Genomic DNA, 25,569 nt, shown 5'->3' on the forward strand with positions numbered 1-25,569 from the left:
AATGAAGGTCGAAGTCCTCACCCCCTCGTGCAACCTCGACACCGTCCGCGATGGACGCGGCGGCATTTTCACCTGGGTCCCGCCCGAACCCCTGCTGGAGTTCAACCTGATCTACATGCACCCCGGCAAAGTGCGCGGACTGCACTACCACCCGCATTTCGTCGAGTATCTGCTGTTCGTGGAGGGCAACGGCGTGCTGGTGACCAAGGACGATCACGAGGATCCGGACTGCCCGGAGGAGTTCATCCATGTGTCCAAGGGCATCTGCACGCGCACGCCGATCGGGGTGATGCACACCGTGTACTCGATCACTCCGCTGACGTTCATCGCCATGCTGACCAAGCCGTGGGACGAGTGCGATCCGCCGATCGTGCAGGTGGCGCCGCTACCGCACACCTTGGAAGGCAACGGCGCGTGAGCGCTGTGACCGCAGGACCGGGATTGCTCCACCGCGGGGGGCCCGAGCGCCGAAGCGGACACGGCGCGGGAGCGCGGTGGCCGAAGTCCGCGGCGGGCGAGGCGTATGCCGGAAAGGAATGCGTGTGAGCCGATTACGTGTGGCCGTGGTCGGCGCCACCGGATACGTGGGCGCCGCGCTGGTCGACGCGCTCGCGAGAAGCGGACGGTGGGAGGTGGCGCCGGTGGTACGCGCCGACCATGAACGTCATCGCACGGCCGGGCGCTACGACGTGCTGATCAATGCCGCCTGCCCGTCGAAAAGGTTCTGGGCCGAGCATCATCCGGACGCCGATCGCCAGGAGACGGTGGACAAGACGCGGCTGCTGCGCGAGCGGTGGGACTGGGACCGGTTCGTGCAGATCAGCAGTATCTCCGCGCGCACCCAGCTGGACACGGCTTACGGCCGCCATCGCGCGGAAGCCGAGCAGATGTGTTGCACGCCGGACAGTCTCGTCGTGCGGCTCGGTCCGATGTACGGCGGGGACTACCGCAAGGGCGTGCTGGCGGACATGGCCGCCGACCGTCCGGTGTTCGCCAGCGGCCGCTCGCGGCAGAGCTTCGCCCCGGTGCAGTGGTGCGCCGACTGGATCGCCGCCCACCTCGAGGACACCGGCCTGCGTGAGGTCGGCGCACGCACCACCGTCACGCTGGCCGAGGTTCGCGACGCGGTGGGCTCACGCTCGCAGTTCGCCAAAGATCATGTCGACGACCAGTTCCCGATCACCGCCACCGGCCCGGACTGGCCGGAGGCGGCGGCGGTGATCGGCTGGCTGGCCGGGCGGAGGGTCAGCGGTGCGCGGGCGAACTGAGGCGATGCCTGCTGGGGCGCAGATACTTCTCCGCGCACAGCACCAGCAGGAAACGCACGCTGGTCGCGACGTCGCGGGTGCGCATCTTGGACGCGCCCGCGGTGCGGTTGAGGACGTGGATCGGCACCTGCTCGATCCGGAACCCATTGGCGGCGAGAATGTAGAGACTTTCGAAGAAGAAGGAGTATCCGGTCGAACGGACACGATCGAAAGCGGCCACCGGAACGGAGTCCAACCGGTAGTATCGGAACGCGCCGGTGGCATCGTAGGGCATCCGCAGCAGTGTCACGGTGAGAAAATGCCCGACCCGGGTGAGGACCTTGCGGAAGGGAGTCCAGTCGGCGAGGCTGTCCTCTTTCAGATACCGCGATCCGACCACGACATCGAAGCCGGCCGCAGCGGCGCGCAGTGCCGGAAGATACGACGGCGGATGCGCGAAATCGGAATCCATCGTGATGATGTGCCGATATTCATGCGCGTAGGCCCAGCGAATTCCGGCCTGGTGTGCGGAGCCGACGCCTTGGCGCCCGGCCCTGTGCAGCACGTGGATGCGGGGCGCGTGCTGTCGGGCCAGCTCATCGAGCAGATCCCCGGTTCCGTCCGGAGAGTTGTCGTCGACGAACAGGACATCGAAATCGGTGCCTTGTTCCAGGATCTGAGCGAGCAACGGGCCTACGTTGCGACGCTCGTTGTACGTCGGAATCATTACCAGAGTTTTTTCGGAGGCCGCGCTCATGCAATCGAATTCTAATACCGGCCGCGGCCGAAAGATAGGTATTGCCCGCTTTTCGGCTACCCGTTAGTCTCGGGGTTGGAGGTTTGATGAGAAAGGCGCTGATAACCGGCATCACCGGCCAGGACGGGTCTTATCTGACGGAATTCCTGTTGCAGCAAGGATATGAGGTGCACGGGATTATCCGGCGTGCGTCGAATTTCAATACCGACCGTATAGATCACCTGTATTCCGATACGCATTCCCAACGCCGGCTGTTCCTGCACTACGGGGATCTGATGGATTCCAGCAGCCTCAACCGGATCCTGGAGGACGTACGCCCGGCGGAGATCTACAACCTGGGCGCGCAGTCGCACGTGCACATCTCGTTCCAGATCCCGGAGTTCACCGCCGAGACCAACGCGATCGGCACGCTGCGCATCCTGGACGCCATCCGCAAGACCGGCATCGCCACCCGGTTCTACCAGGCTTCGTCCTCGGAGCTGTACGGCGGACTGCACGATGTGGCACTCAGCGAGGACACGCCGTTCCATCCGCGTTCGCCGTATGCCGTGGCGAAGCTGTACGCGTACTGGATCACGGTGAACCACCGCGAGGCCTACGGGATGTACACGGTCAACGGCACCCTGTTCAATCACGAATCACCCCGGCGCGGCGAGGTTTTCGTCACCCGCAAGGTGACCCGCGGAGCGGTGCGCATCGCGCAGGGCAAACAGGACAAGCTGTTCATCGGCAATCTGGACGCCCGTCGGGACTGGGGATACGCCAAGGAGTACGTCGAGGCGATGTGGCTGATGCTGCAACAGCCCGAACCCGACGACTACGTGATCGCCACGGGAGAGACGCACAGCGTGCGCGAGTTGTGCGAGACCGCCTTCTCCGCCACGGGAGTCGAATTGATTTGGGAAGGAACAGGTTTGGCGGAGAAGGGAATCGACCGGCGTACCTCGCGGGTGCTGGTCGAGGTGGATCCGACCTATTTCCGGCCCGCCGAGGTGCATCATCTCACCGGAGATCCGAGCAAGGCGCGCGAGAAGCTCGGGTGGGCGCCCCGCACGAGTTTCACCGAACTGGTCCAGTTGATGGTCGCCCACGATATGGAGAACGTGTGAGGCAAGCAGTGGCGGTGCAGGGTTGCCGGGTGTGCGGGAACACCCGGCTCGAGACGGTGGTCGACCTCGGCACGATGGCGCTGACCGGGGTGTTCCCGGCCACCGACCCGACCGAGGTGCCCCGCTACCCCTTGGAGTTGGTGCGCTGCGTACCCACCGGCAGCGAGCAATGCGGGCTGGTGCAGTTGCGCCACACCGCCGACTTCGACGAAATGTATTCCCCCGGCTATGGATACCGCTCCGGACTGAACAAATCGATGATCGACCACCTCGCCCACCGGGTGGCGCGGATCCGGCAGCGGATGCCGCTGTCGCCGGAGGATGTGGTGATCGACATCGGCAGCAACGACGCGACGCTGCTGCGCGCCTACCCCGAAGGGTCGGCGACGATCGTGGGCATCGACCCGCTGGGGGAGAAGTTCCGCCGGTTCTATCCGCCGCACGCGCGGCTGGTGACCGGGTACTTCACCCGCGAACTGGTCGAATCGGCGTTGGCGGGGCGCCGGGCCAAGGTGATCACCTCGATCGCCATGTTCTACGACGTCCCCGCGCCGCTGGAGTTCATGCGCGCGGTGTACGACAGCCTCACCGACGACGGCATCTGGGTGCTGGAGCAGAGTTATCTGCCCGCGATGCTGGCCACCACCTCCTACGACACGATCTGTCACGAGCACCTGGAGTACTACACCCTCGACCAGATCGAATGGATGGCGCGGCGCTGCGGCTTCGTGGTGCTCGAGGTGGAACGCAATGCCGTCAACGGCGGCAGCTTCGCGCTCACCTTGGGCAAGCGGGGCGAGCCCTCGCCTGCCGATGCCGCCGCGCTGGATCGCATGCGCCAAGAGGAGTCCACGCTGGGGCTGCACACCGCGCGGCCGTACGCGGACTTCGCCGAACGAGTCGAGCAGCATCGCGAACGGGTCCGCGACTTCTTCGACCGCTCCCGCGAGGCGGGCCTGCGCACACTCGGTTACGGAGCCTCCACCAAAGGCAACGTGGTGCTACAGCACTGCGGGATCGGCCCGGAGGATCTGACGTGCATCGCGGAGGTCAACGACGACAAATTCGGCAAGTTCACCCCGGGCAGCGCGATCCCGATCGTGTCGGAGGCACGAGCCCGCGAGCTGGCCCCCGACCAGTTCTTCGTCCTGCCCTGGCATTTCCGCGCGATGATGCTGGAGCGCGAAAGCGCCTTCCGCGCGGCGGGCGGGCGGCTGGTGTTCCCGCTGCCGGAGCTGGACGTGGTGTGAGATGACCATCGTCGTCACGGGCGCGGCCGGGCAGGACGGCACCCTGCTGTCGGACCTGCTCACCGCGCGCGGTGAGCGCGTGCTGCGGATCGGCCGCGACGGCCCGGTCGACATCACCGACGCGGCCGCGGTCGAGGAGCTTATCGCCGCCGAGCGCCCCGCGCAGGTGTATCTGCTCTCAGCGGTGCAGCACTCCTCGCAGGACGACCACGGCGACCCGCGCGAACTGGCCCGCGCCTCGCACCGGGTGAACACGCTGCCGGTGCAGCATTTCGCCGAGGCGATCGATCGCCACCGGACGGGCACGCGGCTGTTCTACGCGGCCTCCTCGCATGTCTTCGGCTCCGACCGCGCCGCGGTGTGCGACGAGAACAGCGGGCTGCGACCGGACTCGATCTACGGGGTGACCAAAGCGGCGGGCCTGCTGGCCTGCCGCGCCTACCGCGCCCGCGGCGTCTTCGCGGCCGCGGGAATCATGTTCAACCACGAATCACCGTTGCGGGCCGAGAAGTTCGTCACCCGCAAGATCGTGCGCGCCGTCGCCCGGATCCAGCGCGGTGAGACCACCACGGTGGAGGTGGGCAGGTTGGACGCCGGCGCCGACTGGGGGTACGCGCCGGACTACGTCGAGGCGATGACGCGCATCCTGGCCCTCGATGAGCCGGACGAGTTCGTCGTCGCCACCGGCGAACACCACACGGTCGCGCAGTTCTGCGCGGCGGCGTTCGGCATGGCCGGACTGGACTGGAACGACCATGTCCGCGAACGTTCCTCGGTGCTCACCCGCAGCAGGCGACCGCTGGTGGGTGACGCGACGAGGCTGCGCGAGCGGACCGGGTGGCGCCCTTCGGTGGACTTCCACGGCATGGTGCGCGCCATGCTCGTCGCCGAGGGCGTGCGCCCGGCGGAGCAATCGAGGCCGGTACGCACCGGCGGAACGGATGGATGACGTGCCCCTGAACGACGAGAATGTCCTCGCCGCCCACTTGATCTCCGTCGCCGACGGCGTCTACGAGGAGACCGCCGCGCGGATCGGCGAGATCGGCACCGAGACGGTCGCCGACGCGGTGCTGAAGGAGATCGCCTGGCGCGCGAACTACGGCTCCCGGCCGGGGCAGCCGGTCACGGCGGTGTTCGAGCTGACCCACGAGGGCAAACAGCTCGACTATCTGCTCACCTTGGGCGCCGAGGAGCCCGCGGTAGCTCCCGGCACCCTGGAGGATCCGTGGCTGGTGGTGCGGCAAGATCTGGTGGAGCTGCTGCGCGCGGTCTACGGCCCACCCGACGCGACGCTCGGCACGCGCGCCATCGCCATCAAGGACGAGCCGGGACCGGGCAGTTTCGCACCGGACGACCCGTGGCGGCTGGCCCGGGACGCTGCCGCGGTCGCCGCCGACCGGATCGTCACCGCCTGCCGCCCACAGCACTACGACCTCAACGCCCTGTCGCTGCACTTCGGTTCGGACAAGTGGGGCGGGCACTGGTACACCCAGCACTACGAGCGGCATTTCGCGCCGCTGCGCGACAGCCGCGTGCGCATCCTGGAACTGGGCATCGGCGGCTATACCGCGCCCGATGTCGGCGGCGCGTCGCTGCGGATGTGGAAGCAGTACTTCCGCCGAGGGCTGGTGTTCGGGCTGGACTACTTCGACAAGTCCGGCATCACCGAGCCGCGCCTGCAACCGCTGCGCGGCGATCAAGGCGACGCGGCGTTCCTCGACGAACTCGGCAGCTCACTGGGCCCGTTCGACATCATCATCGACGACGGCAGCCACATCAGCGGTGACGTGATCGCCTCGTTCCGGGCGCTGTTCGCGCACCTGCGGCCCGGCGGGCTGTACGTGGTGGAGGACACCCAGACCTCCTACTGGTCGGGCTGGGGCGGCAGCAGCACCGCCACCGACGATCCGACCACCAGCATCGGTTACCTGAAAACCCTGGTGGACGCCTTGCACCACCAGGAATTCGAGAAGGAATCCGGCCGCGCGACCGGCGCTTTCGACGACTGGATCGGGGCGCTGCACTTCTACCACAACATCGTGGTCGTCGAAAAACGCCGCAACGCCGAGCAATCGGCTCCATCATGGGTGCCTCGGCACACCAATCCGATGGAGTGGATGAAGCCGAAGGAGTGATCGGATGAAGTTTCTTGTCGTGCCGGTGCCCTCGTCGGGCCACCTGCTGGCGATGGTGCCGTTCTGCTGGGCGCTGCGGCTGGCCGGGCATGAAGTGCTGGTCGCCTCGCGCGACGACGTGACGGCCACCGCGCTGCGCTCGGGGCTCAACGCCGTCGAGTTGAGCGCGCTCAACGTACCCATGGACCAGTTGCGCACCCAGGTGAATCCGGGCATGTTCCCGCTGCCGCTGTTCGCCGACCGCGACCTGTCCAGCGGACAGGGCCTGTGGCAGATCGCCGCGCAGAACTGGCACAACCATGCCCGCCGATACCTCGAGGCGTTCGCCGCGGTGGCCACCGACTGGCAAGCGGAGGTGATCCTCACCGACCCGCTGGCCACCATCGGCCGGGCGCTCGGCGCGGAACTGGATCTGCCGGTGCTGGTGCACCGCTGGGGCATCGACCCCACCGGCGGCCCCTTCACCGAACGCACCGCCGCACTCGCCGCCGAAGCGGGCACTCGGCTGGCCGACCCGGTCGCGGTACTCGACATCTGCCCACCGCGGCTGCAAGCCCCCGACGCCGCGCCGGGCACCCCGCTGGGCTATGTCCCGTTCAACGGCACCGGCGCGCTGCCGCCGTGGCACCGCAACGAGCACGGCCGCAAGCGGATCGCGGTGTGCATGGGCGGCAGCACGCTGGGCCTGACCGGTCCGCGGCCGCTGGAATCGGTCCTCGCGACGCTGGCCGACATCGACGACGCCGAGGTCGTCGTCGCGCTGTCGGCACCCGACCGGGCCACCGTCGGCGAACTGCCCGGGCATGTCCGGGTCGTGCAAGAGGTTCCGCTGAACCTGTTCCTGCCGAGCTGCGATCTCTTGGTGCACCACGGCGGCTCGACCACCGGCCTCACCGCGGGCTGGTTCGGGTTGCCGCAACTGGTGCTGCCGCAGATGTTCGACCAGTTCGACTACGCCCGCGGCCTGGTGCGCAGCGGGGCCGGGCTGGCCGCCGAGACCCCCGCGGGCCAAGGCGACATCGACGCGCTCACCACCTCGATCCGTACGCTGCTGCGCGAACCCGGATTCCGCGCCGCCGCCGACCGGATCGGCGCCGACCTGCGCGCCGCGCCCACCCCGGGCGACGTGGTGTCCCAGGTGGTTCCGCTGCTGACCGGGCGCGCCACAGCAGCGACCAGATAGACCATCCGCGCGGCCCGGACCGGGCGGCGCGGGAACCGAAAGCCGTAGGTTGCAGATGATATCCAGGACATGGACCAGGTTCCGTGGTTCGCTCGACTACTTCGCCGCGATGTACGCGGTGTTCGTCGTCGGCATTCTCGTCCCCGTCGTGATGATCGTGCTCTCGCTCACCGGCCTTCCCGGACCGGTGACCGCCGTGCTCGGCGTCGTGTGCGCGGTGGCGCTGTTCGTTCTGTTCGTGCCGACGGTGCCCACCGAGTGGCGGGAGGTGGTGCGCACCAAACCGATCGTGGTGCGGGTGCTGTGGAGCGTGGCGATCCTGCTCGTGGTCGTGGTGCTGGCCCGGTTGACGCAGTTCATCCTCGACGCCGACAACGTGGACGCCTCGCTGTCGGCCGACGACGACTTCCTGGTCAAGAAGACCCACCTGTCCGGTTACATCAGCGGTGCGCTCATGGCCGAGCACGACCCGGCGAGTCTCTACGATCGCCACCGCTACGAATCGCCTCAGGCGGATTCGATACTGCCCGCGGTGACGCCGCAGGATCGTGACGCCTACCTCTACCCGCCGCCGTTCCTTCTGCTGCCCCGGTTGTTGCTGCTGTTCAGCCACGACTTCGCCACGCTGCGCGCGCTGTATTACTCGCTGTACGTGGCGATCGTGCTGGTCGCCATGTTCGCCATCGCCCGCTGGGTCGGCGGCAGGCAGGGCGGGGTGCTGGCGGCGCTGACCCCGGTGGTGTGGCTCAGCCTGCCGACGCTGGCGACTCTGCAGATCGGCAACATCCACGTGCTGGCGCTGTATGTCGGCGGGGCGGGCGCCATGGTGCTGTTCCATCTGCGGCGCGATATCTTCGGCGGCGCGGCGCTGGCGTTCGCGATCATCGCCAAGGTGTCCCCGGCGATCCTGCTGGTCTATCTGCTGGTTCAGCGGCGCTGGCGGCCGGCGGTGTGGACCGCGGTGTTCGGCGCGCTGTATTCACTGGCCACGCTGGCGATCTTCGGCTGGGAGCCGTGGCGGCAATTCCTGTCCGACGGTACGTGGCAGCGGCTGGCCAGCGGGGAGTTCCACCAGTTCGTGCTGGTGGAACGAGCCAACCAGCTGGTCAACTATTCGCCGTTCGGGCTGCCGTACAAGGCGAACATCATGGGCTGGGACATCGGCGATCCTGTCGGGCCCGCCCGCGTGATCACCAACATCTACACCTTGTTGCTGCTGATCCTGGTGGCGGTCACCGCGGTCCGCATCCACCGGCGGCTTACCGCCGGGGCGGAGGGGCCGCGGGTGCGCGCCGAGCAGCTGGCCATCTGGTTGGCGGTGCTGACACTGGCGTCGTTTCGCGCTCCGTTCGGGCCGTGGGTGTACATCGCGGTGGGCGCGGTGTGGATGCTGGCGGTGTACGCCGGGTTGATGCGCGGTGGCAAACGGACCGTCGCCCTGCTGACCGTGGCCTGGCTGATCGTCGCGGTCTACAACGAGAACGTCTACTTCACGCTGGTGGCGCAGACGGTCATCTACGTCGCCTGCTTCATGGTGGCCTGGCGGGCGAGCGCGGGCACGGACCCGGAACCCGCGCCGCCGCAGGAAGACACTTCACAAACCGAACGGGTCGGCGCGGCATGAGCGGCTATTGCGTGATCGGGGCGGGCGCGGCGGGTTTGGCGACCGCGCGCGAGTTCGCCGCGCATGGTTTGGATTTCGAGGTGCTCGAGGCGGCCGACGGGATCGGCGGGATCTGGGACGCACGGCGTCCGGACTCACCGGTCAGTCACAACACGCACGTGATCGCGTCCAAGGGTGTGCAGGCGTTTTCGGGATTCCCGATGCCCGAGGACTATCCGGACTATCCAGGGCACGAACTCGTGCTGCGCTATCTGCACTCCTACGCCGACGCCTTCGACCTGTGGCCGCGCATCCGGTTGAACACCTCGGTGCGGCGCATCGAACCAGGAGAAGGCGGCTGGGCGGTCACCCTGGCCGACGGATCCGAGCGACGCTACGTCGGGGTCGTCGTCGCCACCGGGCACGACCGCACCCCGCGGCGCATCGATATCCCCGGCTCGGGCACGGTGCCCGTGCTGCATTCCAGCGAGTACCGCCATCCCGAACAGGTGCTCGGCAAGCGAGTGCTGGTGATCGGGGCCGGGCAGTCGGCGGCCGACATCCTGTCCGACTGCGCGGTCAACGCCGCGCTGACCCTGCACAGCAGCAGGCGCGGGTTCTATTGCATGCCCAAGTACATGCTGGGCCGCCCGACCGACAGCATGTTGCAAGGCAAGATGTGGCGGCCGCTGCGCAAGCGGGCCTTCGAGCGGCTGTTCTCGTATCTGCGCGGCCGCTCCCGCACGTTCGGGCTCCCGGTACCGGATTTCACCGACGGCATCGTCATCCCGATGCTCGGCGACCAACTGCATCACCACTACACCCACGGCGACATCACGCCCAAACCGGACGTCACCGCGATCGACGACGACAGGGTGACCTTCACCGACGGCACCGAGGAGAAGGTCGATCTGGTGGTGCTGGCCACCGGGTTCGTGCCGAACTATCCCGTCGTCGACCGGACCCATCTGAACTGGTCCGGCGACAGCCTGCGACCGGGCCTGTATCTGAACATCTTTCCGCCGCACACCCGCGACCTGTTCGTCGTCGGGATGGTGCGGCCGATCGGTTCGCACTGGGATGTCTACGAGAAACAAGCCGAGCTGGTCGCGCAGTACCTGCGGGCCAAGGCGAGCGATCCGGGGCGGGTCGAGCGTTTCCATCGCGCCACCCAGGGCCGACAGCCCGACCTGTACGCCGGGTTGCGGCTCTACCACGCCGACCAGTACCCGCTGGTGGTGGAGAAACAGGACTACGTGCACCAGCTGCGCAAGCACGCCAAGCTCTTGAAGTGAAAGGTCGTTCCATGAAAGCACCCGGGCCAGGTCTGGTGGAAACCGGACGCATGCTGCCGAAACTGGCGAAGAACCCGCTGACGACGGTGGGCGCGCTGCTGGAGGGCTACGGCGACGTCGTGCGGGTCAAGGCCGGCCCGATGCTGGTCTACCTCGTCGCGGACCCGGCGATGACCGAATACGTGCTCAAGGACAACTACACCAACTACCGCAAGAGCCCGATCTACGACGAGTTCAGCATCCTGCTCGGCGAGGGGCAGCTGACCACCAACAACCTGGAGTACTGGCGCACCCAGCGCAAGCTGATCTCCCCGGCGTTCTCCCATTCGCACGTCAAGGGTTTCGCCGACGACATCACCGACAGCGCCGCGGCGATGCTCGACGGCTGGGACGCCGCGGCCGGGCAGTTCCGCGACATCTACGACGACTACGTCAAACTGCTGCTCGCGGTGACCGGCCGGATCCTGTTCGGCCTCGACCTGTCCACCGACACCAGCCAGGTGACCGACGCGATGCGCGCGGCGTTCGCGCTCATCATGAAGCGAGTGAACGCGCCGGTGAAGCTGCCGCAATCCTTCCCGACACCGGAGGCCCGCCGGGTCGCGCGCAAGGTCGGCGAACTCGACGACGTGGTACGCCATCTCATCGAGGAACGCCGCCGCGGCGGTGACACCACCGACGTGCTCACCGCGCTGGTGCGCGCCCGCGACGAAGGCGGTCAGGGCATGCGCGAGGAGGATCTGCTCAACGAGATCAAGACCCTGCTCGTGGCCGGTCACGAATCCCCGGCCAACGCGCTGTCGTGGGCGTGCTACCTGCTGGCCACCCATCCCGGGATCCAGGAGAAGCTGGCCGGGGAGGTGCGCGCCGTGCTCGGCGACCGCACCCCGTCCTTCGCGGATCTGGGGCAGCTGAGCTACTGCCGCATGGTGATCGAAGAGACGATGCGGCTGTATCCGCCCGCTTGGATAGTCGAGCGCACACCCATCGCCGATGACGAGATCGGCGGCTACCACGTGCCCGCGGGCGCGCGAGTCACGTTGTGCATGTACTACATCCACCGCGACAAACGGCTATGGGACGACCCGGAGGAGTTCCGGCCGGAACGTTTCGCCGACGCGGCCGTGGCCGAGCGGCACAAGTTCGCGTTCTTCCCGTTCTCCGGTGGCCCGCGTATCTGTCTCGGCAAGGACATGTCGATGACGGAGATGGTGCTGATCCTGGCGATGACGGTGCAGCGTTTCCGGCTCGAACTCGACCACACCCACCCGGTGGTCCCGCTGGCCTCGGTGAACCTGCGCCCGGAATCCGGCATCCGCGTCCGCCCGGTCCGCCGTGTCACCGAGCCCGTGCCGACCTGACCGGGCTATTCGGTCATCTCGGCCGGTCCGAAATCTCACCGGCCGGGAATATCGTGTGTCCGCTGGGGTGTTCGGGAGGCGGGTGATCGGCGCGTGGCCGCCGCCCAGCATGGCAGGGATGGACGGCAATGGCTTGACCATGGCGGCTAGTGAAGTTGGCGTTCCCAGTCTTGGGCCCATGCGGTGATCGGTTGCAAGCTGTGGATGAGTCGTTGTCCGATCGGTGTCAGCGAATAGCCATTCACGTGATCGACGATGCCGGCCGCGGTGAGTTCATGGAGCCGACGGGTCAGCACGCTGGAGGAGATCTCGCCGCAGGCCGTACGCAGTTCGCGGAAGGTCGGCGGGTGTGCGGCTCTATCGAGTTCCCAGATCACTCGCAGTGTCCACCGCCGCCCGATCAGGTCGAACAGGGCCATGATCGGGCGGCCGGTCGAGGAGCCGCGGACGGGATGTCCGGGTCGTGGCGCGTCGGTGGGCACGGCTACCCGGCCTGGCTGGGCAGAGGTGAATCCTGCAGCCGCCGTGCCATTTCCGCGATCGCGAGGCGCAGGGTTCCCAACGGACGCAGGAACAACGTGACGTGCGTGATCCGATCGGAGGCGTCGCGTTCCTCGCGCAGCATGCCCTGCAAGTGGTGATCCTCGACCTGTGCGGTGAACGCGAAAACCCCGTCCCGTTCGCCCCTCCACTGGCTCGTCTCGGTGATATCACCGAGCACTGTCGCGATCAGTCCCAGCATGTGTGTGGCGTCGTCGCGCCCGTGATAGTCGGCGACCGGGCTGGTGAAGATCGCGTCGTCCGCAAGATGCTGTGCGAGGTCCCGCGAGCGGTCGGCTTGCCAGAAGGAGAGAACCACACTGTCGCTCATGCCTCTATTTTAGAGGCATGAGCGACCTGCGGTAGGCGCTGGTCTGGCGGCCGCAACCGCGCGGCAGACAAACTCAGCGGCTCGCGCGCAGTATGCGGATCGCGCGCAGTGCGCGGGGCGGTTCGCCCTCGAAACGTGCGGATCCGTCGAGGTAGCCGGCGATGAGGTCGGGGGCGGAATGGTCTTCGAGGTCGGTGAAGCCGAGGGCGCGCAGCCGTGCGGCGATGTCGTCGGGCGTGAAGTAGCTGAACACGGGTTCACCGACGCCGGCCAGCCGATCGGCGCGTGCCCGTTGGTAGGCACGGTCCTCATCGGTGTCCGCGGGCCGCAGGTAGTCGAAGACCACCTCGACCGGCTGCGCCTGACCAGCGATGTATTCCAGAGTGGCGTGGGCGGCGTTCGCAGTCAGATAGAAGACGACGCCGAGCCACACGAAGACGGCCGGGTCGGTCCGTTTGAATCCGGTGGATTCCAATCCCGCTGCCAGCGTCTGGGTTTCGAAGTCGACCGGCACGAAGGTCAACGTGTCAGGGCGATCGATTCCGGCGGTAGCAAGGCGTTCGCGTTTCCACGCTTGGGTAGCGGGGTGGTCGATCTCGAAGACACGCAAGTCCGGGCGCGGATTGCGGTAGGCGAAGGTGTCCAGACCGGCGCCGAGGATCACGACCTGCCGCACACCAGCGTCGAGGGCGGCGGCCACGGCGTCCTCGGCGAAGCGCGCGCGTGCGGCGAAGAACAATCGGCGGGGCCGATCGCTGACCCCGTCACCGAGGTGATCGTTTGTGGGCGTGCCCGATTCGGCCAGATCCTCTGCGGTAACGCCGAGCAGACGTGCCGCCAGGGGGTCGGTGAAGATCTGTGGTCGGTCAGCGATCTGGTGATAGGCGCGGGCATACGCGGTGATGAGCGCTGTACGGCTGGGTCCGTCGTTATCCATGTTCATGAACCTAGTCACGAGTGTGGCGCGTGTTCTATGAACTCACTCATGCCCACTCCGTAAAGGAGCACGCGAGCACGATCCGTTTTTCAGCGATCCGGCCGGCCGCAAAAGGTGTCGTCGTCGTCGGGGAGTTTGCCGTCCATGACCAGACGTTGGAACAATTTGGCTGCACGCTCCGCACCGCACACCGTTGGACGGTTGTTCAGGGTGCGACATAGGCCGATCCGATTGCCACTCGTTCCAGAAGTCGTTCCACTGGCCATCACTGGGAAGCGTTCCGAAACCCGCGTGCGGAAGCGATTTCCGGTACGTTCTCGTCGTGACGATGGATCAGCACCCGGCAGGTGGCTGGGATCTCGGTTACGCGCGGGTCTGCTCGACCAAGCAGAGCCTCGACCGTCAACTGCCCGCGCTCGCCGATGCCGGGATTCTGCATCCGCGGATTTACGTGGATAAGAAGACTGGCGCGACCGTCGATCGGCCCGGCCTGATCAGGCTTGTGGCCTACGCGGCCTGGGGATCGGATCGTGGTGCACACCCTGGACCGGTCGCGCCGCAACCTGCGCGAGGTGCTGAACCTGATCCACGATCTGCATGAGCAGGGTATCGGGGTGAAGTCACTGGCCGATCCGATGCCGATCGACACCGCCGACGAGGGCATGGGCCGGGTGGCGGTACTGCTGCTGGCGTTGTTCGCCGAGATGGAGCGCACCTTTACCGCCGAGCGGGCTGCGCATGCTCGCGCTGTCGCTGAAGCAGCTTGTCGCCGTGTCGGGCGTCCTGTGGCGCACCCCGAGGACAAGATCGAGTACGCGCGGCTGCTGCCCCGGGAACACAAGTCGCTGGCCGAGATCGCGAGAAAGACCGATATCCCGAAGACCTCCCCGCACCGTTACCTCGGATCAGCAGCGGCCGGCCTCGACGTATCGGCCGCCGGCTGACCATGGAACCTGTTGCGGCACAAGCGGCCGCCTCCCCAATTATGAGGCAGATCCGGCCACAGTCCCGATGGAACGGCGACCCGCTTCTTGCATGTCCCGGGCGCCGGCGGCCAGTGTGGCGATCGGCATCATCCACCAACCCCAGCTGCGTGATGCCCCGGTTGCCGGCTTGGCGGCAGCATCACTCGGGTCGGCGCAGCGCCGCTGTCCGGTGTCTCAGCGTTCACCTATCGGAGTAGTGAGGACTGATTGAGCAACGGCCTGACCAGGGTCCTGGGCAGAATTGTAAAAGATCTGAAACGCCTGACAAGGAGGGCAGCCGAGGGTGCTGCGGACATGCCCAGAGGCGCAGCTCGTTTTGTCAGGCACGATGTCGATGTGAAGGTGCAGGCCGATCAGCTCGGTGGACGCGAGGTGGACAAAGCGGGTGAAACGCTGACAGCGCCTGAACACAGGCAGACGGCGACTGTCGACCCACACACAGTCGACCATGGTGGGAGACCGGACGATACCGCCGACAAACGCCCACAGGAGACCGAGCGTCTTTCTACCGAACTATTGGAGCGAGGTGAACGTGATCAGGAAGTCCGCCGGAATATAAGCCATCCGGCGAGTAAGATAGAAATTGAAGCCATGCGGAAGGTTGATGCGGATAATATTTCGTGGTTCAGGGGCGTTGTCGCGAAATACGGTTGGCCAGGAACGGATCGGGTGGGCGAGGATGGAGCTAGAGCGGCCTGGCTGATAGTTCAACACGCTCCGCTGGATCTTCAGCAGCAATGCTTACCCTTGTTGCGACAATCGGTAGCCGAGGGTAAAGCGGATCGATTACATCTGGCATATCTTGATGATCGTGTTCGCACGCGCGAGAAGCGCCCACAAGTATATGGCACCCAATCGTTTGGATTAGGAGGTCCGATTCGTCTTCTTCCTATTGAAACCCCAGGGCGGGTTAATGACCGCAGAGCCGAACTGGGGCTGCCGCCACTCGAGGAAGAAGATATCGCCAACGCTTGGACCATTGAAGAAATTTCAGCGCTTTCCATCACCTACTGACTGCCTCGGCTTTCGCACTTTTCAGGTCGTGTCTGCCCAGGTCGCCGTCGGCGACTGCGATTTACAGCGTCCGCGCAGGTCATCTCGGCCCGGCGCTGCGCCGAGTCAGCAGGTTCAATGACGACGAGCAGTCATGGCTGGAGACGGCATCACGGCCGGGGTCCTGCTTCCTCATTGCCCGATTGTCTGACCTCACTCTGCGCAGCGGCGCGGCAGCCCATCCCAGCGCAACCAGGCGCACCCCGGCGCGACGTCGATGACGCGCCCCAGGCCCAACCGGATCAAGGAACTCACCGACGAGAACGACTCGCTACGCACCCAACTCGGGCCGGTCCATGGGAAACTGTGCCCGCGGCTCCAAATCGAGACGGGTGACCGGAATCGTCTCGGACGGGGTCAGATCGAGGACCCAGTCCCCTCACGCAGGCGTTGCCCGAGGGGCGTCAGGACCACGTGGCGGCTGGTTCGTTCGAACAGCGGGCTTCCCACTTGACGTTCCAGCTTCTTGATGGTCTGGCTGATCCGACCCGGGGTAACCCGCAGGCGTGCGGCGGTCCGGCTGAAATGCAGTTCCTCGGACAGCGTCAAGAACGCCTCGAGTTCGAACCGTTCGAGCATCACGCCACCGATCTGTGAGCACCGCTAAAAGACCGTTCCATAATGCCTGCTTGATCCCCGTGCCCTGCACCGTCACCCTGAATGGCGCCGACACAATGGGTTTCGGGCACTGACGCAGTCAGTCTTTTCGAGAGGAAATCGGAGATGAACGCCGCTTACTACATCGTGGGTGTGGTGGCCGCCCTCTGGGTCGGCTTCTCGGGATATTCACTGTTCTCCAAGCAGCAGTTGTGGTCGAACCGCTCGAGCAGTACGGGGTGCCTCGGCCTTGGTGGAATTGGCTGGCCTCGGCCAAGTCCGCCGGCGGGTTGGTCGTGGGTTTCGTATTGCCTGCGGTCGGTGTCGCGGCGGCGGTCGGGTTGATCATCTACTTCCTCGGCGCGAGTGCGACCGCGATCCGGGCCCACTCCTACACCACCTCGGTCTTCCCCGTGCTGTATCTCATTCCTGTCGCCGCGACTCTGGCACTGCAACTGGCAAGGTGAGTCCCTGAGCCGTCCCATTTCGTTATCCATTGTTCTTCCGAGGTCGACACCGCAAGCTCGGGTGTTCACGGCCGGTTCCCGGGACGTTTGTCGGCAAGCCAGCGGCTGGTCGGAGGGGTCACCGTGCACAGCAGTCCCGTGCCGGCGAAAGACAAGATCGTGCCTGCGAAGATCACGTCGCTGCGGCGGTGGTCGCCGCCCAAGCCGGCTCCGATACCGACCAGGGCGACCAGCGTGAGGATCCCGGTACCCAGTGCCACCGCGATGCGCCCCGCGCGTCTGCGCGCGAACAGCGCGATCGAGCCACCGATCAGCAGCAGCGACATCGCGGTGCAGATCGTCATGGGGGCGAGAACATCGAGGGCGACATCACGCAACGTCTGCGGGCGGCCGTACTGTGTGGTGCGCCGAGTTGCCAGCTCGATCACTCCGTTGGCGACGATGATCGTGGTGAGCAGGCCGAACGCGAACGCGATGACGGCACCGATCCTGGGGACGACGCCGGATGGCCGGGCCGGATCGTAGACGGGCGTGAGTGGTTGCATCGGGGGCAGCGGCTCGGCGCGCCACCTGGGCTCCGAAGGCTGGTTCAGCAAGGTCGGAGCCGACCGCGGCCAAGGGTCGATCGCCGTCGCCGAGTGGGTGGAGCGCTGGTTGACGAAGGTCGGCGCGGGCGGCACGTGGGCGGCGTCGCCGCGCAGGGCCGCCGCCGCGGCTGCCGCGAAGTCGCCACAGCTGGCGAATCGTTCGTCGCGGTGTTTGGCCAGCGCGCGTGCGATCACGTTGTCGAGCTGCCGTGGCAACTCCGGACGAATGTCGCTGAGCCGCGGTACCGGCTTGGCGATGTGTCCAGCGACGATCTGACCGGGATTGGTCGAGGGGAAGGGCGGTTGCCCGGCCAGCATCGTGTAGAGGGTGCAGCCGAGGGAATATTGATCGGCGCGGTGATCGACCGGCTCACCGGACAGTTGCTCGGGTGAGGCATAGGCGAGTGTGGCGGTGAACGTCCCGGTTGCGGTGAGCTTGGTATCCGCGTCGAGCAGCCGCGCGATGCCGAAATCCGTGAGCATAGCACGAGTTTCGCGACCGGCTTCCGCCTCGGCGATCAGGATGTTGGCGGGCTTGATATCGCGATGCAGAACCCCGCGACCGTGGGCGTAGTCGAGGGCCTTGGCCGTATCGCCGACGATGAGCAGGACATGGTCCGGCCGGGTGGTCTGCGGGTCGAGCCGGGCGGCGTCGGTGCCGCGGACGTACTGCATGGAGATCCACAGGTGCCCGTCCTGGCTGCCGCGATCGTAGACGCCGACGATGCCCGGATGTTCGAGACGCGCAACGACATTGGCTTCCAGTTCGAACCGCCTGCGCAGCTCTTCGTCCTCGGACACCGCGCGATTGAGCAGTTTCAGCGCGACCAGTCGCGGCAGCCGCGGGTGCCGGGCCAGATAGACGGTGCCCATACCGCCTTGCCCGAGTACGCCCTCGATCACGTAGTCGGCGAACGACTCGTGCTGCCTCAACATCTCTGACCCCCTTTGGATCCCAGCCCACCCGAACCGTGGGCAGCATATCCGCTTCCGGACCGCAGACCGGGCGGCGCTCGCGCATCGCGTCACGAGCCGATCCCCCGGATATCGAACGCTCCTCCGGGGTCCCGTCCTGCGACCGCGCTCAGCCGTGTCTTTTGTGGCTGCCGAATCCACGGGCGGCGGATCGCTGGCCGCCGGCGTGTGAAGCTATTGCGGCTCAGCCGAGCAATTCCCGGCTCAACGCCAGCAGTTCGGCTGTCGAGAGAACTTCCTCCTCCGACGGTGATTCCGGTGCCATTACCGACGCAGTGGCGGTTCGGGGTGCCTGATCCGCGGCCGGGTGTAGGGGTGCGAGGCGGATGTCGAGTTCGGTGGCCAGCAGCTCGACGGTGGGGCAGCCCCAGATGATGGCGGCGGGGATCTCGATGCCCAGGCGGGCGCTGAGGCGCGCCGACAGTTCCACGGCGTGCACCGAGCCGATTCCGAGCTGGTCGAAGTTCTGCCGTGCGGGCACCCGGTCGGGTGCGATGCCGAGGACGTGGGCGAGTTCGGCGGTGACCAGGGCGGCGAGGTCACGCGCGGAGTTGCTTCGCGGCTCGCTGGACTCGGGGGATGCGTGGGCCGGTGCCCGGTCCTGGACCGTAGCGACCGGATCGTCCGCTCCCTGGGTCGTCACCGGCGACACAACCAGCGCGGTCCCGACCCCGGAACCTCGAACATCAGCCGGAGTGACGTGGTCGCCTGGCGGCAAGTCGAACGAAGGCGATCCGATCGCGGCAACACCGGGTTCCTCGACCGGCGCATAAGGCTCCGCCCAATGCCGCTGGCGCTGGAACGGATAGGTGGGCAGGGATACCGGACGACCCGGCGGATTCACAACCGCCCAGTCGGGCTCGACGCCTCGCTCGAACAGCTTCCCCGCCGCGTGGAGCAGGTCGCGGCGGGCCACCGCGCCGGGACGCAGGGCCGCGGACAGCACCAGACTCAGCACCTCGTGCTCGGTGTCGTCTTTCCGCATGGTCCCGTCCAGGTAGGCGCCGAGGAAGTCGACAACCGCGCCCACATCGTCGGCGACCACCGAAAGCCGTTGCCGGAAAGGCGTTCTCGTGGCGAGGGTATGGGCGAGATCGCCCAGACCGATCCCGGGATCGCGGAGGAGACGCTCACGCAGCCGATGTGCGTGCACGCGCAGCGCGGTCTCGGTCCGGGCGGACAGCACCACCAGCCGCTGCGAGACGCCGGTCCCGGTTACCGGCTCGGACGGGGGCGCGGCTTCGACGATGACGTGAGCGTTGGAACCGCCGAAACCGAACGCACTCACCGCGGCGCGCGCCGGCCGGTCGTGCTGCGGCCACGGCAGCGCGATGTCGGCGACGCGCACTCCAGCCGTCTGCGGATCGAACTCCCCTGGCAGTCGTTCGAAATGGAGGCTGCGTGGGATCCGGCGATGGGTCAGCCCGAGCGCGACTTTCACCAGTCCCGCTATGCCCGCGGCCGCTTCGGTGTGCCCGATATTGGTTTTGATCGAGCCGACCCTCAGCGGCGCGCCGGGCGCTCTGCCGGTGCCGTAGACCTCCGCCAGTGCGGACAGCTCGGCGCGGTCGCCGACCGCGGTGCCGGTGCCGTGCGCCTCCACGTAGTCGATCGTCGACGGGTCGACACCCGCTCGCGCGCACGCCCGCCGTAGCAGTTGCCGCTGCCCGTCGGCGCTGCTGGCGGGCATGGAACGATGCCTGCCGTTGTTGTTGGTGGCGCTGCCCAGCAGGGTGCAGTAGACGCGGTCCCCGTCGCGCAGGGCCTGTCGCAGCGGCTTGAGCACCACGACCGCGCCGCCTTCACCGCGCACGTAGCCGTCGGCGGTGGCGTCGAAGGTGCGGGATCGGCCGCGCGCGGACAACACGCCCAGCGCGGACAATCCGATCGTGGTCTCCGGGATCAGATTCAGTTGCACACCCCCGGCCACGGCCACCGAGCTCTCACCCGCCCGCAGCGCCTGACAAGCCAGGTGCACCGCGACCAGCGATCCCGCGCAGGAGGCGTTCACCGTCATGCTGGGGCCGTCGAAACCCAGGAAGTACGACACCCGGTTGGCGATGACGCCTTCGACGTCTCCGGTACTGGTGAACGGTGTGATCGCGGTGGCGCCACGGGCGAGTTTCACGGCGCGATAGTCGTTGAACTTGTTGGCGAAATACACGCCCGTCCGCGGAACCCGGTCGGGGCGGATTCCCGCGTCCTCGAATGCCTCCCAGGCCAATTCCAGCGCCAAGCGTTGCTGCGGATCCATATCGGCCGCTTCGCGCGGGGTGATGCCGAAGAATTCGGCGTCGAAACCGGCGACATCCGCCAGATATCCACCCGCGACCGACACCGTCTTGCCCGCGGCGGCGCGGTCGGCGCCGCGATGGTCACCGGACCAGCGACCGGGCGGCGGTTCGTCGGCGATCGCGTCGGTCTCCTCGATCAGCAACCGCCACAACGCTTCCGGGGAATCGGCGCCTCCGGCGAAGCGACAGCTCATGCCGATCACGGCGATCGGCTCGGCGATGTCGATCGCTGTCTGCTGAGGACGGGTGCGCCGCTTGGCTTTCTTCACGCTTCTCGCCTGCCCGCGATCCACCGACCGTGCACCCGTGGAACAAGCGGTGCGGTGAATCTGCCGATCTTGTTGTGGGGTCGGGACATGTGCCGGAGACTTTACCTGTGCTGTTTTCCGAACGCCCCGTTTTCGCTCGGGTGACGTCCGCGCTGGGGGGCGAGGCACGGCGTCGAGAACTTCTCCGTTTCGCCTCCGTCGGTGTCGCCGCGTTCACGCTGGACACCGCGGTATTCCTGACCTTGAAGAGCACCGTGCTCGAGGCGTATCCGGTCACCGCGAAAGTGGTCGCGGTGCTGGCGGCGATCACATTGTCGTATGTACTCAACAAGCAATGGTCTTTCGACGGGCGCGGCGGGCGGCGCGGGCATCACGAGGCCGCGCTGTTCTACCTGGTCAGTTTCCTGGCCGTCGCGATCAACACCGCACCGCTGTGGGTATCGCGGTATGCGCTGCATCTCGAGGTGCCCGAGGTCTCCCGCTTCACCCAGAACGTGGCCGACTTCGTGGCCGCGCAGCTGATCGGCACCGCGCTGGGCATGGTGTTCCGGTTCTGGGCATTCGTGCGGGTGGTGTTCCCGCGCGAGGTCGAGCGCCCCGGCGCGGGGTGAGCCGGCCAGTTGCGCTCATCCTGATGACAACCCTGGCGGGCGCGATCGCGCACCGTGCGGGCCGCGGCGCCCCGCCGCGATACCCCGGCCGCGCGTTCGCACCGCCGCGCGGGTGGTAGGAAAGGGAGCGTGTCCGCAACTGGCGAAGGAATCGACCCGAACAGAAACTCGCGCGCGGTGTCGGAAGTGGTGGAGCTGGTCAGTACGCTGATCCGCTTCGACACCTCCAATACCGGTGATCTGGCCACCACCAAGGGTGAGCGCGAATGCGCGCAGTGGGTGGCCGACCAGCTGCACCAGGCGGGTTATGTCACCGAATACGTCGAATCCGGCGCGGAAGGTCGCGGCAACGTCTTCGCGCGGCTGGAAGGCGCCGATCCGAGCCGTGGCGCCCTGATGATCCACGGGCACCTGGATGTGGTGCCCGCCGAGGCCGCGGACTGGAGCGTGCATCCGTTCTCCGGCGCGGTGCGCGACGGCTACGTGTGGGGTCGCGGTGCGATCGACATGAAGGACATGGTCGGGATGGCCCTGGCGGTGGCCCGCCAGTTCAAGCTCGAGGGGACGGTGCCGCCGCGCGATCTGGTCTTCGCGTTCCTGGCCGATGAGGAGAACGGCGGCAAGTGGGGCTCGCAGTGGCTGGTGGACAACCGCCCCGATCTGTTCGACGGCGTCACCGAGGCGGTGGGGGAGGTCGGCGGATTCTCGCTGACCGTGCCGCGCCCCGACGGCACCGAACGCAGGCTGTATCTGGTCGAGACGGCCGAGAAGGGTCTGGGCTGGATGCGGTTGCGCGCCAAGGCCCGTGCCGGCCATGGCTCGTTCCTGCACGAGGACAACGCGGTCACCATCCTCGCCGACGCCGTGTCCCGGCTGGGCAAACACACCTTCCCGTTGGTGGTCTCGGATTCGGTGGCCGCCTTCCTCGCCGCCGTCGCCGAGGAGACAGGTCTGGAATTCGATCCGTCCAGCCCCGACATCGAGGGTCAGCTGGCCAAACTGGGCACCATTTCCCGCATCATCGGCGCCACCCTGCGCGACACCGCGAATCCCACCATGCTGCAAGCCGGTTACAAAGCCAACGTGATCCCGCAGACTGCCGAGGCGGTGGTGGACTGCCGCGTGGTTCCCGGGCGGCAGGCGGCATTCGAACGGGAGGTCGACGAGCTGATCGGCCCCGATGTCGAACGTGAGTGGATCACCAAGCTCGACTCCTACGAAACGACCTTCGACGGCGATCTGGTCGAGGCGATGAACAACGCCGTGCTCGCCCATGATCCGCGCGGCCGCACGGTGCCCTACATGCTCTCCGGCGGAACGGACGCGAAAGCGTTCGCCCGCTTGGGTATCCGCTGCTTCGGCTTCGCCCCGCTGCAGCTGCCGCCGGAACTGGACTTCACCGCCCTGTTCCACGGCGTCGACGAGCGGGTGCCGGTGCAGGCCCTCGAATTCGGCACCCGCGTGCTGGAACACTTCCTACTGCACAGCTGATCCGATCCGGAAGAGAGGTTCCATGACCTACAACCCCTACGACGCGCTTCCCCAGGTGCCGTCGTTCACCCTCACCTCCACCGATGTCACCGACGGCCAGCCCTTCGGCAACGACCAGGTCAGCGGCGTCTTCGGCGCGGGAGGCAAGGACATCTCCCCGCAGCTGTCCTGGACGGGCTTCCCGGCGCAGACCAAGAGCTTCGCGGTCACCGTGTACGACCCCGACGCTCCCACCGCTTCCGGCTTCTGGCACTGGGCGGTCGCCGACATCCCCGTGAGCGCGACCTCGCTGCCAGCGGGCGCGGGCAGCGGTGAGGAAGGCGGCGCCTTGCCGACCGGTGCGATCACCCTGCGCAACGACGGCGGCTTCCACGGCTTCGTCGGCGCCGCCCCGCCGCCCGGCCACGGCCCGCACCGCTACTTCATCGTCGTGCACGCCGTCGACGTCGAAAGCCTCGGCATCGACGAGAACGCCACGCCCGCCTACCTCGGCTTCAACCTGTTCTCCCACACCGTCGCCCGCGCGACCCTGGTCGCCACCTACGAGCAGAACCAGAGTCCCGGCGCGTGATCGTGGCCCTGAGCGAAACGCTCAGGGCCACAACGCTTTCCAATGCACCTCATCGAATTTGAGATGATTCGAGTCAATCGCCACGTCGTCGCGGGTGCCCTGCTGGCCGGTGCGGTACGCGCCGTGGGTTTCGATCCACAAGCCCCCAGCCGCGCGGCGACACGAACTCCACCTCGGCCAGGCCCGCGAGCCGCGCGCTAACCCGACCAGTCGGTATTCCCAGGAGTGGGTTCGTTCTCGTCGCGCCGCGACTGCCCGCAAGCGCTACGCTGCCGCTGGACAGCCGCCCAAGTGGGCGCGCGAAAGACTGATGAGGGTACGGACTTGATCATTCGCACGGAAACCGCCTGGGTGCTCTTCTTCGCCGGGCTCATCTTCCTGTGGGCGCTGGTTCTCGGCGTGTGGAAATGGCAGGCGATGACCACCTCGCCGGACGGCCTGGCACACCCCTACGTCGACATCGCCCACCGCGCCGCACTGCTGTACTCGTTCGCCACCGGATTGATCGCCTGGTTCGTCGAATTGTCCGGCTGGCCGACGGCGGTGAACGCCACCGCGGCCGGGGCGATCATCGCACTGTTCGTGGTGACGATCGCGAACTACATCCGCCTGGGATTGCAGCGCGAGACCGACAACCAGATGCGCAACCCTCCGCCGTCGATGCGTTTCGTCCTCGCCGCTCTGATCATCGGCGAGATCGGCGGATTCTGCGTGCTCCTGGTCGGCTTCGCCGTAGAGCAATTGGCTTAGTCCCGGCTCACTACGCATGCGGTGGTTCGGCGCGATCCTCTACCGCCGCCACCAGCTGGTCCACGCCTTCGCAGGCACCGGATGAGCCGCTCGGGAAGGACTCGGCAGCGAGCACCGAGCCGATCACGCCACAGGCAATGTGCGAGTCCGTTCGTTGAAGTCCGCCACCAAAGGGTGCGGACCGATGTCCGCACACCCGTGGCGTGCGCAGCTTCGAGGTCGCGCTTCTGTATGTGGGTCACCGCGAGCGCGGCGTGGGAGAGCGCACCGCGTCGCGCGCGATTCTGCGTGCGGGCGTGGGAGATCGAGCGGCGAGCGTACGACGCGGCTTGGTCCGGCTGCCCGAGGTCACGGAATGCGTTCGCCCACTCGCCGAAGATGTCCACAGGTCCGCCAGGCAAGCGGGCGCATCCACCTTCGCCAAACCTTGGCGACCTGCTTGGGCGAGTCGCCGGCCTTCGTGCGGATGCCCGAGCAAGGTTGCCTGGTCGGCCAGCCCGGCGAGCACGTGCGCGCCGAGGGCGGGATCGCGCGACTCCTCGGCCAAGCGAAGCGCCTGGATCAGATACCGCTGCGCCGTTCCGTGTTCGCCGTTGTCGAACGCCATCCAGCCGAGCAGGTAGGTCTGTTCGGCAGCCGCACGGCAGAGCGCCAGGCGGACGTCCTCGCTGTGCGTCCGCCGCAGCAGCGGGTACACGTGCTCGTTCATGGACGCCGCCAGAATACGCGTCCGGTCAGGGAGTTCCGCGCGAATCCCGCGGCAGGCTCGCTCTCGTCGCCGGGGCTATTTCCGCGGTCCGCGGGACCGGGCGCATCTCCACCGTCGATCGATCTGAGCAGGGGATTTGATGATGGGCTGGATACCTTTCGGGGATACACCACTGTCCCGGTGCGCCTACTACCGGCAGGTGTGCGACCTGCCCGCGGAGGTGGATCCACCTCAGGTGGGGCGCATCGTGCTACGTATGGGGGTGGCGTGGGCGGTGATCATGCCCGCCACGCTGGGCCAGGATGTGAAGATTCGGATGTAGCGGCACCACTATCGGATCGGCCCGATCATGTCGCATCCCCGGTCGAAACGGTGGACGTATCTGACGCGGCCCGACCTGCCGGGTGATATCCCGCTGTTCGCCGAGATGTTCCGGCTCGACGTCTCGTTGGTGCGCGCCG

General features: G+C 67.0%; 25 protein-coding genes and 1 pseudogene. 18 read left to right on the forward strand and 8 right to left on the reverse strand.

Annotation, left to right across the window (positions count from 1 at the left end):
• The first annotated feature begins 1 nt into the window (after window position 1).
• Together NA8_RS14345 and NA8_RS14350 are read left to right on the forward strand one after the other, a co-directional pair.
• Window positions 2-418 (forward strand): cupin domain-containing protein, encoded by a 417-nt coding sequence (locus NA8_RS14345; protein WP_040867020.1) that lies wholly within the window; start codon window positions 2-4, stop codon window positions 416-418.
• A 124-nt stretch (window positions 419-542) separates the two neighbouring features.
• Window positions 543-1,268: an NAD-dependent epimerase/dehydratase family protein gene (locus NA8_RS14350; RefSeq protein WP_218019456.1), complete on the forward strand. Its 726-nt coding sequence runs from the start codon at window positions 543-545 to the stop codon at window positions 1,266-1,268.
• Here the strand turns inward: NA8_RS14350 and NA8_RS14355 are convergent.
• Window positions 1,246-1,974, reverse strand: coding sequence for a polyprenol monophosphomannose synthase (locus NA8_RS14355; RefSeq protein ID WP_063050880.1), 729 nt, complete (start codon window positions 1,972-1,974; stop codon window positions 1,246-1,248). The genes NA8_RS14350 and NA8_RS14355 overlap by 23 nt on opposite strands.
• Window positions 1,975-2,090: 116 nt before the next feature.
• Here NA8_RS14355 and gmd point away from each other — a divergent pair, with 116 nt between their 5' ends.
• Genes gmd through NA8_RS14395 form a run of 8 tightly spaced genes read left to right on the forward strand, consistent with a single transcriptional unit; the run spans window position 2,091 to window position 11,940 of the window.
• Complete coding sequence (gene gmd / locus NA8_RS14360) at window positions 2,091-3,113, forward strand: GDP-mannose 4,6-dehydratase (protein WP_063050881.1); 1,023 nt, start codon at window positions 2,091-2,093, stop codon at window positions 3,111-3,113.
• Window positions 3,110-4,363: a class I SAM-dependent methyltransferase gene (locus NA8_RS14365; protein ID WP_218019457.1), complete on the forward strand. Its 1,254-nt coding sequence runs from the start codon at window positions 3,110-3,112 to the stop codon at window positions 4,361-4,363. The genes gmd and NA8_RS14365 overlap by 4 nt, the downstream gene beginning before the upstream one ends.
• 1 nt (window position 4,364) lies before the next feature.
• Window positions 4,365-5,312 carry a GDP-mannose 4,6-dehydratase gene (locus tag NA8_RS14370; RefSeq protein ID WP_063050883.1) on the forward strand — a complete coding sequence of 316 codons (948 nt, stop codon included), beginning with the start codon at window positions 4,365-4,367 and terminating at the stop codon, window positions 5,310-5,312.
• A 1-nt stretch (window position 5,313) separates the two neighbouring features.
• Window positions 5,314-6,498, forward strand: coding sequence for a class I SAM-dependent methyltransferase (locus tag NA8_RS14375; RefSeq protein WP_157106698.1), 1,185 nt, complete (start codon window positions 5,314-5,316; stop codon window positions 6,496-6,498).
• Between the two features lie 4 nt (window positions 6,499-6,502).
• Window positions 6,503-7,681 carry a nucleotide disphospho-sugar-binding domain-containing protein gene (locus NA8_RS14380; protein WP_063050885.1) on the forward strand — a complete coding sequence of 393 codons (1,179 nt, stop codon included), beginning with the start codon at window positions 6,503-6,505 and terminating at the stop codon, window positions 7,679-7,681.
• 55 nt (window positions 7,682-7,736) lie between these two features.
• Window positions 7,737-9,305, forward strand: coding sequence for a glycosyltransferase family 87 protein (locus NA8_RS14385; protein ID WP_063050886.1), 1,569 nt, complete (start codon window positions 7,737-7,739; stop codon window positions 9,303-9,305).
• Window positions 9,302-10,579 carry a flavin-containing monooxygenase gene (locus NA8_RS14390; RefSeq protein WP_063050887.1) on the forward strand — a complete coding sequence of 426 codons (1,278 nt, stop codon included), beginning with the start codon at window positions 9,302-9,304 and terminating at the stop codon, window positions 10,577-10,579. Before NA8_RS14385 ends, NA8_RS14390 begins: the two co-directional genes overlap by 4 nt.
• Before the next feature lie 11 nt (window positions 10,580-10,590).
• On the forward strand, window positions 10,591-11,940 hold the full coding sequence (locus tag NA8_RS14395; RefSeq protein ID WP_084466795.1) for a cytochrome P450: 1,350 nt from the start codon (window positions 10,591-10,593) through the stop codon (window positions 11,938-11,940).
• 146 nt (window positions 11,941-12,086) lie between these two features.
• Here NA8_RS14395 and NA8_RS14400 read toward each other — a convergent pair whose 3' ends face one another.
• The 3 genes from NA8_RS14400 to NA8_RS14410 all read right to left on the reverse strand — a co-directional run bounded on the left by NA8_RS14400 (window position 12,087) and on the right by NA8_RS14410 (window position 13,748).
• Window positions 12,087-12,359, reverse strand: a complete 273-nt coding sequence (locus NA8_RS14400) for a winged helix-turn-helix transcriptional regulator (RefSeq protein ID WP_084466796.1) — start codon at window positions 12,357-12,359, stop codon at window positions 12,087-12,089.
• A gap of 65 nt (window positions 12,360-12,424) precedes the next feature.
• On the reverse strand, window positions 12,425-12,811 hold the full coding sequence (locus NA8_RS14405; protein ID WP_063050890.1) for a hypothetical protein: 387 nt from the start codon (window positions 12,809-12,811) through the stop codon (window positions 12,425-12,427).
• A 73-nt stretch (window positions 12,812-12,884) separates the two neighbouring features.
• Complete coding sequence (locus NA8_RS14410) at window positions 12,885-13,748, reverse strand: class I SAM-dependent methyltransferase (RefSeq protein WP_063050914.1); 864 nt, start codon at window positions 13,746-13,748, stop codon at window positions 12,885-12,887.
• Between the two features lie 328 nt (window positions 13,749-14,076).
• Between NA8_RS14410 and NA8_RS14415 the strand changes: the two are divergent.
• Both NA8_RS14415 and NA8_RS33800 read left to right on the forward strand, forming a co-directional pair.
• Window positions 14,077-14,692: pseudogene (locus tag NA8_RS14415) on the forward strand (recombinase family protein).
• 249 nt (window positions 14,693-14,941) lie between these two features.
• Complete coding sequence (locus tag NA8_RS33800) at window positions 14,942-15,748, forward strand: DUF6624 domain-containing protein (protein WP_157106699.1); 807 nt, start codon at window positions 14,942-14,944, stop codon at window positions 15,746-15,748.
• 396 nt (window positions 15,749-16,144) lie between these two features.
• On the opposite strand, the gene NA8_RS14420 is transcribed toward NA8_RS33800, so the two are convergent.
• Complete coding sequence (locus tag NA8_RS14420; RefSeq protein WP_063050891.1) at window positions 16,145-16,366, reverse strand: LysR family transcriptional regulator; 222 nt, start codon at window positions 16,364-16,366, stop codon at window positions 16,145-16,147.
• A gap of 230 nt (window positions 16,367-16,596) precedes the next feature.
• Here NA8_RS14420 and NA8_RS14425 point away from each other — a divergent pair, with 230 nt between their 5' ends.
• The gene (locus NA8_RS14425) at window positions 16,597-16,851 is read left to right on the forward strand and encodes a DoxX family protein (RefSeq protein ID WP_245663828.1); all 255 of its coding nucleotides are present in this window, start codon (window positions 16,597-16,599) and stop codon (window positions 16,849-16,851) included.
• A gap of 65 nt (window positions 16,852-16,916) precedes the next feature.
• Here NA8_RS14425 and NA8_RS14430 read toward each other — a convergent pair whose 3' ends face one another.
• Together NA8_RS14430 and NA8_RS14435 are read right to left on the reverse strand one after the other, a co-directional pair.
• Window positions 16,917-18,374, reverse strand: a complete 1,458-nt coding sequence (locus tag NA8_RS14430; protein ID WP_063050892.1) for a serine/threonine-protein kinase — start codon at window positions 18,372-18,374, stop codon at window positions 16,917-16,919.
• Between the two features lie 223 nt (window positions 18,375-18,597).
• Entirely contained in the window at window positions 18,598-20,976 is a 2,379-nt protein-coding gene (locus NA8_RS14435; RefSeq protein ID WP_063050893.1) for a beta-ketoacyl synthase N-terminal-like domain-containing protein, read from the reverse strand.
• 107 nt (window positions 20,977-21,083) lie between these two features.
• On the opposite strand from NA8_RS14435, the gene NA8_RS14440 reads away from it, so the two are divergent.
• The 4 genes from NA8_RS14440 to NA8_RS14455 all read left to right on the forward strand — a co-directional run bounded on the left by NA8_RS14440 (window position 21,084) and on the right by NA8_RS14455 (window position 24,399).
• On the forward strand, window positions 21,084-21,587 hold the full coding sequence (locus tag NA8_RS14440; protein WP_218019458.1) for a GtrA family protein: 504 nt from the start codon (window positions 21,084-21,086) through the stop codon (window positions 21,585-21,587).
• A gap of 129 nt (window positions 21,588-21,716) precedes the next feature.
• Complete coding sequence (locus NA8_RS14445) at window positions 21,717-23,078, forward strand: M20/M25/M40 family metallo-hydrolase (RefSeq protein WP_174550080.1); 1,362 nt, start codon at window positions 21,717-21,719, stop codon at window positions 23,076-23,078.
• Window positions 23,079-23,100: 22 nt separating this feature from the next.
• Complete coding sequence (locus NA8_RS14450; RefSeq protein ID WP_063050895.1) at window positions 23,101-23,649, forward strand: YbhB/YbcL family Raf kinase inhibitor-like protein; 549 nt, start codon at window positions 23,101-23,103, stop codon at window positions 23,647-23,649.
• Window positions 23,650-23,973: 324 nt separating this feature from the next.
• On the forward strand, window positions 23,974-24,399 hold the full coding sequence (locus NA8_RS14455; RefSeq protein WP_393236574.1) for a hypothetical protein: 426 nt from the start codon (window positions 23,974-23,976) through the stop codon (window positions 24,397-24,399).
• 238 nt (window positions 24,400-24,637) lie between these two features.
• On the opposite strand, the gene NA8_RS14460 is transcribed toward NA8_RS14455, so the two are convergent.
• Window positions 24,638-25,153 (reverse strand): NsdA family TPR-like regulatory protein, encoded by a 516-nt coding sequence (locus NA8_RS14460; protein WP_501193537.1) that lies wholly within the window; start codon window positions 25,151-25,153, stop codon window positions 24,638-24,640.
• 97 nt (window positions 25,154-25,250) lie between these two features.
• Between NA8_RS14460 and NA8_RS35115 the strand changes: the two genes are divergently transcribed.
• Window positions 25,251-25,430, forward strand: coding sequence for a hypothetical protein (locus NA8_RS35115; protein ID WP_245663829.1), 180 nt, complete (start codon window positions 25,251-25,253; stop codon window positions 25,428-25,430).
• Window positions 25,431-25,569 lie beyond the last annotated feature (139 nt).

The sequence above is a fragment of the Nocardia arthritidis NBRC 100137 genome (assembly GCF_001612765.1).
GTDB lineage: Bacteria > Actinomycetota > Actinomycetes > Mycobacteriales > Mycobacteriaceae > Nocardia > Nocardia arthritidis.